General features: G+C 58.1%; 10 protein-coding genes and 1 pseudogene. 7 read left to right on the top strand and 4 right to left on the bottom strand.

Annotated features, from left to right (window positions below):
- The 4 genes and pseudogenes from truB to nusA form a co-directional block, all read right to left on the bottom strand.
- On the bottom strand, positions 1-525 hold a 525-nt coding region (gene truB / locus VI895_00890; GenBank protein HLG18355.1), incomplete at its 3' end, for a tRNA pseudouridine(55) synthase TruB.
- Positions 522-893: a 30S ribosome-binding factor RbfA gene (gene rbfA / locus VI895_00895; protein ID HLG18356.1), complete on the bottom strand. Its 372-nt coding sequence runs from the start codon at positions 891-893 to the stop codon at positions 522-524. The genes truB and rbfA, both read right to left, overlap by 4 nt.
- A gap of 10 nt (positions 894-903) precedes the next feature.
- A pseudogene (gene infB / locus VI895_00900) lies at positions 904-2709 on the bottom strand (translation initiation factor IF-2).
- Between the two features lie 601 nt (positions 2710-3310).
- Positions 3311-4885 (bottom strand): transcription termination factor NusA, encoded by a 1575-nt coding sequence (gene nusA / locus VI895_00905; protein HLG18357.1) that lies wholly within the window; start codon positions 4883-4885, stop codon positions 3311-3313.
- Between the two features lie 262 nt (positions 4886-5147).
- Between nusA and pal the strand changes: the two genes are divergently transcribed.
- The 7 genes from pal to VI895_00940 all read left to right on the top strand — a co-directional run.
- Positions 5148-5654 carry a peptidoglycan-associated lipoprotein Pal gene (pal, locus tag VI895_00910; protein HLG18358.1) on the top strand — a complete coding sequence of 169 codons (507 nt, stop codon included), beginning with the start codon at positions 5148-5150 and terminating at the stop codon, positions 5652-5654.
- A 12-nt stretch (positions 5655-5666) separates the two neighbouring features.
- Positions 5667-6539, top strand: a complete 873-nt coding sequence (gene ybgF, locus VI895_00915) for a tol-pal system protein YbgF (protein HLG18359.1) — start codon at positions 5667-5669, stop codon at positions 6537-6539.
- A 16-nt stretch (positions 6540-6555) separates the two neighbouring features.
- Positions 6556-7563 (top strand): tRNA (adenosine(37)-N6)-threonylcarbamoyltransferase complex transferase subunit TsaD, encoded by a 1008-nt coding sequence (gene tsaD / locus VI895_00920; protein ID HLG18360.1) that lies wholly within the window; start codon positions 6556-6558, stop codon positions 7561-7563.
- The gene (gene rsmA, locus VI895_00925) at positions 7560-8390 is read left to right on the top strand and encodes a 16S rRNA (adenine(1518)-N(6)/adenine(1519)-N(6))-dimethyltransferase RsmA (protein HLG18361.1); all 831 of its coding nucleotides are present in this window, start codon (positions 7560-7562) and stop codon (positions 8388-8390) included. Before tsaD ends, rsmA begins: the two co-directional genes overlap by 4 nt.
- A 36-nt stretch (positions 8391-8426) precedes the next feature.
- Positions 8427-9047 (top strand): deoxynucleoside kinase, encoded by a 621-nt coding sequence (locus VI895_00930; protein HLG18362.1) that lies wholly within the window; start codon positions 8427-8429, stop codon positions 9045-9047.
- Positions 9048-9057: 10 nt separating this feature from the next.
- A complete protein-coding gene (gene eno, locus VI895_00935) occupies positions 9058-10344 on the top strand; it encodes a phosphopyruvate hydratase (GenBank protein HLG18363.1) in 1287 nt (428 codons plus the stop codon).
- Positions 10345-10562: 218 nt separating this feature from the next.
- Positions 10563-11550 (top strand): S8 family serine peptidase (locus tag VI895_00940; protein ID HLG18364.1); only part of this gene is annotated, 988 nt, incomplete at its 3' end.

Below are 11550 nucleotides of genomic sequence, written 5' to 3' on the forward strand. Positions count from 1 at the left end.
GTACGTCCCCTTGGAGCAGGCCACTTCGATCTCCCCTTCCGCCCCCTCCAATCGCAGTAACTGAATGGAATGAATCGTCACGTGCCGCGTCGGAATTTCCACCGGCTTGCCGGCCCGGGCGTACTCGTAAAGTTTTCGGCCCTTTACCTTTACCGCCGAATAGATCGGGGGACGCTGGACCTGCGTTCCGACGAAACCCTGCAGCACCGATTCCACCGCCTCTCGGGTTGCATTTACCGGCCGCTCGGCGAGCACCTGTCCGACGGAATCGTACGTATCGGTCTCTTTTCCGAGGAGAAAACCGACGCGATAGGTTTTGTCTTTCTCCGAAAGGGTCATCGAAAGTTTCGTGGCCTTGCCCAGGCAGAGGATCAGGAGACCGGTCGCATCCGGGTCGAGCGTCCCCGCGTGGCCGATCCGCTGCATGTTGAACGCCCGCCGAAGACGGCTCACCACATCGTGCGACGTGATCCCCCGCGGCTTGTCGATCAACAAAACCCCGCTCGGTGACTGCACTTCCGTCATTCTTCTTCTCCGCCTTGGCCCACATGAACTTCTTTTAAGAGTTCGTCGATTCGGTCGCCGTACTCCAGCGATTCGTCGTATTCAAATCTCAACTCGGGCGTGTATCGAAGCTTCATCTCGTGCCCCACTTCGCGCCGCACCGATCCGATCAACCTGCGAAGTTTCTTCCCGACCTCTTCCCGCTTCTCCGGATTCATGACGCGGTAATAGACCATCGCGTGCTGAAGATCGTCGGACACCTTGGCGCCGGTGATCGTCACATCCTCCACGCCGACATGCTTAATCCGGCGCATCAGGATCTCGGAGACCACTTGCCGAAGAAGATCGGAAACTCGTTCCGACCGTTTGAAGGGATGTCTCTGTTTCATATGAACCCCTCTACTCGAGAGAGGCCGCGATTTCCTCAACCGTAAAAGCTTCGATGACGTCGCCGACCTTCACGTCGTTGAAATTCTCGATCACGATTCCGCACTCAAGACCGTTGGCGACCTCACGAACGTCGTCCTTGAACCGCCGCAGCGAATCCAGCTTCCCGGTGTAGACCGGAACGCTGTCGCGAACCAGACGGACATGCGCCGATCGCAAAATTTTGCCGTCGGTGACCTGACAGCCCGCCACCGTGCCCGCCTTGGGAATGGAAAAGATCTGCCGGACCTCGGCGCGGCCCATCGTTTTTTCCACCCTTTGCGGCGCCAAGAGTCCGGTCATCGCCTTCGTGACCTGTTCCGTCAGTTCATAAATAATTTCGTAGAGGCGGATTTCGACCTTCTCGTGCTCGGCCAGTTTTTCGGCCGATGCATCGGGCCGAACGTGGAATCCGAGGATGAGCGCTCCCGAAGCCCGCGCCAGCATGACGTCGTTTTCCGAGATCCCTCCCACGGCACCGTGAATCACCCGAACCGCCACTTTCGGTGTGGCGAGTTTGATCAAGGTGTCGGTGAGCACTTCGACGGACCCGGTGGTGTCCGCTTTGATGATGAGCTTCAGTTCCTTGACATCGCCCTGTTCGATCTTTTGGTAGAGATCGTCCAGCGAAACCTTGCTCGACTTCGATAGATCCTGATCCCTTCGGGCCATTTGACGCATTTCGGAAATCTGTTTGGACGTTTTTTCGTCCGCCACGGCGGAGACATGATCCCCGGCGATCGGCACGCCGGCCACGCCGAGAATTTCCACGGCCGTGGACGGTCCCGCTTCCCGGAGCCGATTTCCTTTGTCGTCGAGCATCGCCCGAACACGGCCCGATTCAGCGCCGGCCACAAGATAATCCCCCTCGTGGAGCGTCCCCTCCTGCACAAGAACCGTGATGATGGGACCCCGGCGTTTGTCCAGCCGGGCTTCGATCACCGCCCCTCTCATCCGTTTATTCGGGTTCGCTTTGAGTTCGAGGACTTCGGTCTGTAGATGGAGCATCTCGAGCAGTTGCGGTATCCCTGTTCCGGTCTTGGCCGAGACGGGGATGTAGAGTGTGTCACCGCCCCACTCTTCCGGAACCATATTGAACTCGGTCAACGCTTTTTTGATCTTTTCAGGGTCGACGCCCGGCTTATCCATCTTGTTGATCGCCACGATGATCGGCACCTTGGCCGATCGTGCGTGATTGATCGCCTCCTTCGTCTGAGGCATCACACCGTCATCCGCGGCGACAACAAGCACCACGATGTCGGTGATCTTTGCGCCTCGCGCGCGCATCGCGGTGAACGCCTCGTGTCCCGGGGTATCGATAAACGTCACCATTTTCCCGGAGTCGGTTTTCACCGTGTAAGCGCCGATATGTTGCGTGATGCCCCCGACCTCTCCGCTGGCGACCGTTGTTTTCCGGATGGAATCCAGAAGGGACGTCTTGCCATGGTCGACATGCCCCATGACGGTCACGACGGGCGCCCTCGGCTTCAGATCTTCGGGACTGTCCGTCTCTCCCGCCTTGCCCGGCTCCACGAGAAGATCTTCGGGAGCGACTTTGACGTTTTCGAGTTCGAAACCGAATTCGGAGGCGACCAGTGTGGCGGTATCCATGTCCAGATTCTGATTGATCGTCACCATCGTCCCCATGCCGATCAGTTTTTGAATCACCTCACCGGCCTTCACGCTCATTTTCTTGGCGAGGTCGGCCACCGTGATGTTCTCGGTGATTCGAATCACTCGTTTAATCGCGCGCGGGGTGGTGATCTCGGTCTTCTTGCCTTTCTTGCCGGGAGCGAGGCGCTTTTTGCCGTGCATCTTCCCGTGCATTTTCGGCTTGTGAAAATCGCGGATTTCGATGATCTCTTTTCGGCCGAGACCGGACGTTCCGGGCGCGGCGAGAATCCCGTCGGGAAGCCCGGTGGCTTCGGACAGACGATCGGCACGAGCCGGTTTGGCTTCCGACGGCGGCGGAGGCGGCGGAGCCGCCACAACTTTGAGCCGTTTATATTTGGCTTGATAGCTGGGGTCCGTCGATTCTTTCAATTCCTCCTCCGCGGCCTGCATTACGGGAGACGAAGTCGACCCGGGATGCGTAGCCGCTGGAGTTTCGACGTCGATCTTTTTCCGCGCCGTGGGAGAAGCACTCACGATGGATGGCGCCTTGGATTCCCCCGGAGTCTCCGCGGGAGCGTGCGATTCCGGGGTCGGCGGCGGCGGCGGTTCCGTGGAAATCGGAGGCGGCGGCGGCTGAGGAGCCGCACGACGCCGGATGACGGTTTTCGTCACCCGACTCTCGGTGACCACCTTATCGGACACGGCTCCTCCAGGTGTGCTTTCGATCTTTCTCTCGTCCACGGTTACCACGTGTACCTCAAAGTCGTTACGCCGACGGCGAGGCTCCACTACCTCCCGACAAATGTTGTTGGGCCGATTCGATCAATTCCGCGGCTTTTTTTTCTCCCAATCCCGATTTCTCCGCAACGGCCGCTGCGTCCGCCTTGGCTAAATCCGCAACGCTCCCAAACCCGCCTTTTTTGAGAGCCTCCATCGTCTTCGGTCCAACGCCCTTGAGCTTAAGAATCTCCTTTTCCCCGTCGCTCATGGGGAGCGCCGGTTCAGGCGCAGCAACTTCGGCGTTTGCGGCCGCTGCCGCCGCGGCCGAGGCTGCTAAAGCCGCGTCCGCAGCCGCTTGCTTTTGGTTTGCAAGCCAAGTCGCCGCCGCCACTTTCAGATCTTCAATTTTCTGCGGCTCGAGACCCGTGATTTGAGCAATCTGGTTGGTGTCGTGGCCGATGAGCGACTCCGGTGTCGTCACTCCTTGGTTGTAAAGCAGCTCCGCCAGATTGTCCCCCAACCCTTCGATCTGGGTTAGTTTTCGGCGACCTTCTTCGGCCATCTCTTTGACTTTGGTCTCCGAGTGAATGTCGATTCGCCATCCGGTGAGACGCGCCGCCAAACGGACGTTTTGGCCTTTCTTGCCGATCGCGAGTGAAAGCTGGTCGTCCGCGACGATCAATTCCATCGTCCGGTTCTTGTCGTCGAGAATGACGCGCGAAACTTCAGCCGGGGCGATCGCGTTGCACACGTACCGCGCCGGATCGGGATGAAACGCCACAATATCGATCTTCTCGCCGCGAAGTTCCTGCACCACCGCCTGCACGCGCGAACCTTTCATTCCGACGCAAGCTCCGACCGGGTCCACGTCCGAATCCCTGGACGAAACGGCGATCTTCGACCGCCCCCCCGGCTCCCGGGCCGCGGCCTCAATCCGGACGATCCCCTCGTAAATTTCGGGAACTTCCATCTCGAAAAGCTTCATCAACAGGCCGGGGTGGGCCCGGGACACGACGATTTCCGCGCCTCGGGAGGTTTTGACGACGTCCACGACGTACGTCTGAATCCGGTCTCCCTGGCGGTAATGCTCGCGCGGCACCTGCTCGGAGGCTGGAAGAACGGCTTCCGTGCGCCCCAGGTCGATCATGATGCTCCCTTTTTCAAACCGCCGGACGATCCCGGCGATCAGAGTCCCCTTTCGATCCTTGTACTCGCCGTGAATGATTTCGGTTTCGGCGTCGCGAATTTTCTGAATGATGACCTGTTTCGCCGCTTGGGCCGCAATTCGGCCCAACTCCTTGCTGTCCATTTTCACGCCGATCACATCCCCCATTTGGCACTCCGCATCGTGGCGGCGGGCATCTTCAAAGGAGACTTCTTTCAATGGATCGCCAACCTTTTCCACCACCGTCCGAAATTCAAAAAGTTCGATCTCCTCGTCCTTCTCGTTGAAATGGGCTTCGATTTCTTTTTCCAAGCCGAATTTCTTTTTGGCGGCGGACAGAAAGGCGCTCTGCACCGCTTCAATGATCACTTCCTTCTTGATCCCCTTGTCGCGGCACAATTGCTCGATCTCGCGGTTGAGCCCCTTGAACATTCCCTGACTTTGACTCTGCGTCATGACGATCTGCTCCGTTTCCCCATTTTTTCCGAGGTTTCCAGAAACAAAAAAGTGGGCAAGGCCGCCCACTTAGGCCGCGCAGTATAGGGAAGCGTTCCCCCGGGCGCAAGGGAAAAATGGTTGACAAACTCGGCGTTCGTTCCCATAGTTTCCCCCAATTGTTTTGAGAGGTTAGATCGCGCCATCGGCCGGAGAACCGCTCGGCAGAGGCCGAAAGGCTCCCGCGGCCAAAAACAGAGAACGAATGAGGAGGAAGGTTTTTATGAAACGCTTTTGGATAATGACGGTTGCACTGACGATGTTTGGAATGTTGGCCGGCGGATGCGCCGGCAAGAAAACCGAAACCGGCGCCGCGGGCGCAGGGGGACCCGGCGGGGGAGATACTTCGGGCATCTCTGAATCGGGCGCGGGCTCAACCGGAGGAGCCGGCTCGGCCAGCGGCGTCCCGGTCGTCTATTTCGACTTTGATCAATACACGCTCAACAACACCGCTCAGAGCGAGCTCAAAGACGCTGCGGGAATCTTCAAGAGCGATCCGAAGATGGCGATCACGATTGAAGGCCATTGCGATGAACGCGGCAGCGTGGAGTACAACCTGGCGCTCGGCGAACGACGCGCCCAATCGGTGAAGAGCTATCTTCAAAAACTCGGGATCGAAACCAAGCGGCTCAACACGATCAGCTACGGCGAAGAGCGGCCCGCAACTTCGGGAAGCGGCGAGTCTTCCTGGGCGAAAAACCGCCGAGCTGAACTGATCAAAAATCGATAGTCCTTGCGTCGAATGGCGCTTGACTCGCGATTCCTTCGCCTGCTTGCTTCGGGCGGAGCATGTTTTGTTTTGTCCGCCTGCCCGCCGCCAGGCTCCATGCAACCGGCGGATGTCCAGGCGACGGAACAGCAGCGAAAGATGGATTACCTGAACAACCGTTTGAACCAGGTGGAACAGACCACAAGCAAGCTGGGCCGGAGCCTCGACGAGGCCGACCAAAATATTCGTCAAATCAAGGCGGATCAGTCGGTCATCAATGAAGAACTGCGCGCGGAGCTCCGTGCGCTGAAAGGCTCCATCGAAGTATTGCGACACGATCTGGAGGGCTTCGCGACAGGCAATCAGAAGATCAAGGAAGATCTGGATTCCCGTTTGATCGAAATGGATCAAAAAGTCAGCAACCTTTATGCGGCGCCTCCCCCTTCCCCGTCGGCGAAGGCCCCCGTTCCGATGGCCGGCGGCAAGGGGGCGCCGCGAACGGCACCCGGAACGGATGACATCACGAGGTACAACCAGATTCTGCGAATCGCGCTGGATCGAAAAGATTACGGAACCGCCATCGCGCAGTTCCGGGATTTCATCCGCGATTATCCAAACAGCGCGCTGACCGACAACGCGCAATACTGGGTCGGCGAGGGGTATTTCGCGCAGGGGGATTTCGCTCGCGCGATCACCGAATTTCAGGTCGTCATCGATAAATATCCCCAGAGCGAAAAGGCCTGCGACGCCGTGTTGAAACAGGGATATGCGTTCCTGGAACTCAAAGATGCCAAAAAGGCCAAACTCTTTCTGACCGAAGTGACCAAGCGCTGCCCGAACACGCAAAACGCGACCAAAGCCTCCGAGCGCCTGAAGGAGCTTGCGGCGGCTGGCGCGAAGAAGTAGACCCCGGACGCTATCCGTGAACATTTTGGGAATTGAAACCTCGTGCGACGAGACCGCCGCGGCCGTCGTCCGCGACGGCCGGCAGATCCTGTCCTCGGTTGTCGCTTCTCAGGACGATCTGCATGGCCGTTTCGGCGGCATCGTTCCGGAGCTGGCGTCCCGCCGCCATGTCGCGACGATCCTGGAGGTCATCGAGCTCGCCCTCCAGCGAGCGGAGCTGACGCTCGACCAAATCGACGGAATTGCCGTGACCAAAGGCCCCGGCTTGATCGGTTCGCTTCTCGTCGGGCTTTCTGTGGCCAAGGCCATCGGATTTTCGCGAAAGATTCCGTTCATCGGCGTTCATCATATTGAAGGGCATTTGGAGGCGGCTCTCTTGTCTGCGAACGGCCCACCGCCCTACCCCTTCGTCGGCCTGGTGGCCACCGGGGGACATACGAGCCTCTATTTCGCGCCGCAGCGAGGCATGTACCACCTGCTTGGGCAGACGCGTGACGATGCCGCCGGCGAAGCCTTCGACAAAGTCGCCAAGCTCTGCGGCCTCGGATACCCAGGCGGACCGGCGATCGAGAACGTTGCGGTGAACGGGATCTCCGAAGCGATTTCGTTTCCCCGTGCCATGCTTCCTCGTACGTATGATTTCAGTTTCAGCGGATTGAAAACCGCCGTCGCACTTTGGGTGCGCGAACATGGTGTCCCGTCGGGCCAAACCTTATCGGACCTGGCGGCCAGCTTTCAGGAAGCGGTTTTCGATGTGCTCATCGCAAAACTGTTCGAAGCGGCGGAAACGAAAGAAACGCCGGACGTTGTTGTGTGCGGCGGCGTCGCGCGGAACGAGCGTTTTCGAACGCGGCTGAAGGAGGAGATTCAAAAACGCGACCAAAAGCTCTGGATCGCGCCGCTCGCTCTTTGCACGGATAACGCCGTTATGATCGCGGCGGCCGGAACCTCCCGCCTTTCGCGCGGGGAGAGCGACGCACTCTCCCTGAACGCCCAGGCCACGATGCCGATCGCTCTCGGATGATTTCACCGCAACGTTACTTTCGGGAGAGCGGCTTCCGAGCCAAAAAATCGCTCGGCCAAAACTTCCTCATTCACGCCGAGACCGTAAAGAAAATCGCCGATTGGGCCGACCTCCGCGAAGGTGAAACACTTCTCGAAATCGGTCCCGGCCTCGGCGCGCTTACGGAGGTTCTTCTCGCGCGAGGCTTTCTCGTCGTCGCAATTGAGAGGGACCGACAGCTCTATGCCTTTCTACAGACTCACTTCAAGGAACGGCCTTGCCTGCGGCTCCTGCATGACCATGCACTCAAGATTAATTACGCCGATCTTTTTTCCCACGAGAGTCCCGCCCATATTGTCGCCAATCTTCCGTATTCGATCTCCACGCCGATTCTTGAGCGATGGATCGAATCGCGGGAGCTCTTCCCTCGGATTCATCTCTTGCTTCAGGAGGAGATCGTCGAACGGATAATCGCCCCCGTGAACAGTTCCGATTACGGACGACTTAGCATTTTCGTTCAGACCTATTACGAATCGCACCGGGGACCGAAAATTCCGAGAGGGAGTTTTTTCCCGGAGCCGGACGTGGAGTCCCGTCTCGTCTCTCTGGTCCGGCGAGATCCGCCGCTCGTCCAGGATGAAATCGCCGGCGCGTTCGACGACCTGGTTCGCCGGATCTTTCGACATCGGCGTAAGACGCTTCGAAATTCTTTGCGAAGCCGTTCTCTTTCCCCGGCACAAATTGAAGAAATTCTCCGGTCGTTGAACCTGAACGCTCAGAGCCGGCCTGAAACCGTTTCAATCCAGGATCTGGTGCGATTGATGCGCGCACTTAAGGGCGAAAGTTGATAGACGAATGTCCGGCGGAATGATACGACGCACCCGGTGACGCCCCGTTATATCGTCGTCGAAGGTCCGATCGCTGTGGGGAAATCCGCCGTTGTGGAAGCGTTGCGCAAGCGCCTTCTCGCGAAGACTTATCTGGACGCCCCCAACCCCTTTTTGCAGTCCTTTTACGACGACATGGAAAAATCCGCGTTGCAGGTCCAGCTCTATTTTTTGCTGACGCGATTTCAGCAGCAGCGGGAGTTGGCTCAGGGCGATCTTTTTTCGTCCACGATCCTTTGCGATTATCTCTTTCAAAAGGACCGACTCTTCGCGTCGCTCACGCTCGGCACGCAGGAATATGCGCTCTACGAGAAAGTTTATTCCCTGCTGCAGGGAACCATCGCCACCCCCGACGCCGTAGTCTATTTGCAGGCGGATCTCGATACGCTGTTTGAGCGTCTGGCGGCCAAAGATGAAGGATTGGCTCTTCTCTTGCCCGAATCTTATTTGGCCGACGTGGTCGCGGCGTATCAGACATTTTTCTTTCATTATACGGACGCCCCCGTCATCGTATGCAACACCGCCCGGATGAATCTGGCCGAGGATGACGACGGCCTGGATCTTCTCCTCAAGAAATTGGGAGAAGTGAAATCGGGCGTTCATTATTTGAACCCCTAGAGGAGGATCTATGCCGACGCTGATGGATACAATGACCGCACGAGAGATTCTGGATTCCCGTGGAAACCCGACGGTGGAAGTGGAAGTCCGTCTCACCTCCGGTAATACCGGCCGAGCCAGCGTCCCCTCGGGAGCTTCGACCGGGTCTAAAGAGGCCGTAGAACTGCGCGACGGCGACACCAAACGTTTCAACGGCAAGGGAGTCCGGCAGGCGATTCACAACATCGTGGAGACGATCCTCCCGGCGCTTCGAGGCGCGGATCCCTTCAATCAAGAGCGCATCGACGCCCGACTAATCGAGCTGGATGGAACGGCGACAAAAAAGAAATTGGGCGCCAATGCCACGCTCGGCGTATCGATGGCCGTGGCCCGGGCGGCGGCGGATGCCCGGCATCTTCCTCTCTACGCCTATCTCGGCGGAAAGAGCGTCCATATGCTTCCGGTCCCCCAGATGAACGTGATCAACGGCGGCGTGCACGCGGATAACGCCCTCGATGTTCAAGAATTCATGGTCGTTCCTCACGGATTCGCATCGTTTGCCGAAGCTTTGCGAGCGGGGACGGAAACCTACCACGCCCTCAAATCGCTGTTGAAGGAGAAGAAATTGAGCACGGCGGTGGGGGATGAAGGCGGATTCGCACCCAACCTGACCGCCACCGGCGACGCGATCCGTCTCCTCGTGGAAGCGATTGAAAAAGCGGGATATCGGCCGGGCGATCAAATCTCGATCGCGCTGGACGTCGCCGCGACGGAGCTTTTCAAGGACGGCGCGTACGTTTTCCGTAAGACCGACAGCTCATCCAAGACAAGCGCCGAAATGATCGGCATCTACAAGAACCTCGCCAAACTTTATCCGTTGATCTCGATTGAAGATGGTCTCGGGGAGGACGATTGGGTCGGCTGGTCGGAACTGACCCGCGCCCTCGGCCAAAGCCTTCAGATCGTCGGGGACGACATTTTCGTGACGAACCCGAGCCTCCTCCAGCGCGGGATCGAGGATAAAACGGCCAACGCGATTTTGATCAAACTCAATCAGATCGGCACCGTGACGGAAACACTTCAGACTATCGAGCTCGCCCAGGAATCAGGTTTTGCAACGGTGATCTCCCATCGATCGGGAGAAACGGAAGATTCCTTCATCGCCGATTTGGCGGTCGCCACAAGCGCCGGTCAGATTAAAACCGGTGCCCCCTGCCGAACCGATCGAGTCGCGAAATACAACCAGCTTCTTCGGATCGAAGAAGCTCTTCGAGACCGGGCGGAATTCGCCGGTTCCAAGGCCCTAAAGATCCGATAATCATTGGGAAATTTACGAATTGACTCCTTCGCCTTCGTTTGACATATTGCGTCAATCCCGTGACTTACTTTTGGCGGATATCGGCGGTCCTTCTTGTCGCGGCAACTCTGTCGACGTGCGGATCGACGGCAAAGAATTCCGACTCGGTAAACGGCGCCCAAAATTCTGACAGGACAGCGCCTCCGCCGGCTTCGGGAGGGCTGAATGGAACTCTGCGTTTGATCCGCCACGAAGTCGATCCCGACAAGATCGTTCGGATTCATCAGGAGGCGGTTTGGGTGGAAGGAGAAGCGATTCTTCTTCGCCGGCCACAGGTCACCCACGACACGGCCCGGGAAACGGTCTCCAGCCTCGGCCTGGATATGGAAAAACAGGACTCGCCCTCCCCTTACTACGTCGTGCGGTCGAGAGGACTCAAAGAAGAGTGGAAAAACCTCCGCAGGAAACGGGCCCTAGCCGGCAAGATGACACCGGAGATCAAGACAGCGTTCAACCGCGTCCGAAGTCAATCGGTGAATTTTGTCCGCCGCCTGCGCAGAGGTGAGCTCAAGAAACATTTCGTGACGGCCGCGCCCAACTATATTCGGCGGGCCTTTCAGGCGGGCGACGAGCTTTCATACAATCGTTATCAATGGGCGCTCACCTCGCTCAAGATGCCTCAGGTTTGGGAAAAATTCGGGCGGGGCAATAGGGATGAAGGGAAAGCGAAAAAAGAAATCATCGTAGCGATCGTCGATTCGGGCGTCCGGCGAACGCACCCCAACCTCGAGCGGAATTTTACGGAAGACGGCTACGATTTCGTCAGCGATCCAACCAGAGATCGAGATGAAATTCCCGGAATGGACAACAATCCGGATGAACCGACCGACGGGCAGAACGAAAACCCATTTCACGGAACCCACGTCGCGGGAATTGTGGCGGCCGTCCCCGATCCACGGGCAAAAATCGGCGACCTGGTGGTTCAGATCGACGGCGTCGCCGGAGGCGTGAAGATCCTACCGATTCGCGCTTTGGCTTTTGACGGCGGCACCGACGCCGATATCGCAAACGCCATCCTCTACGCGGCGGGGCTCCCGAATTCGAGCAACCGGATTCCCAAACGCAAGGCGGACGTGATCAACTTGAGTCTGGGGGGAGCCGGCGAAAGTCCGATTCTGGCCGACGCCATTGAGCGGGCGACCGCCGCCGGGAGCGTGATTGTGGCGG

The organism is Bdellovibrionota bacterium, from assembly GCA_035292885.1.
GTDB lineage: Bacteria > Bdellovibrionota_G > JALEGL01 > JALEGL01 > DATDPG01 > DATDPG01.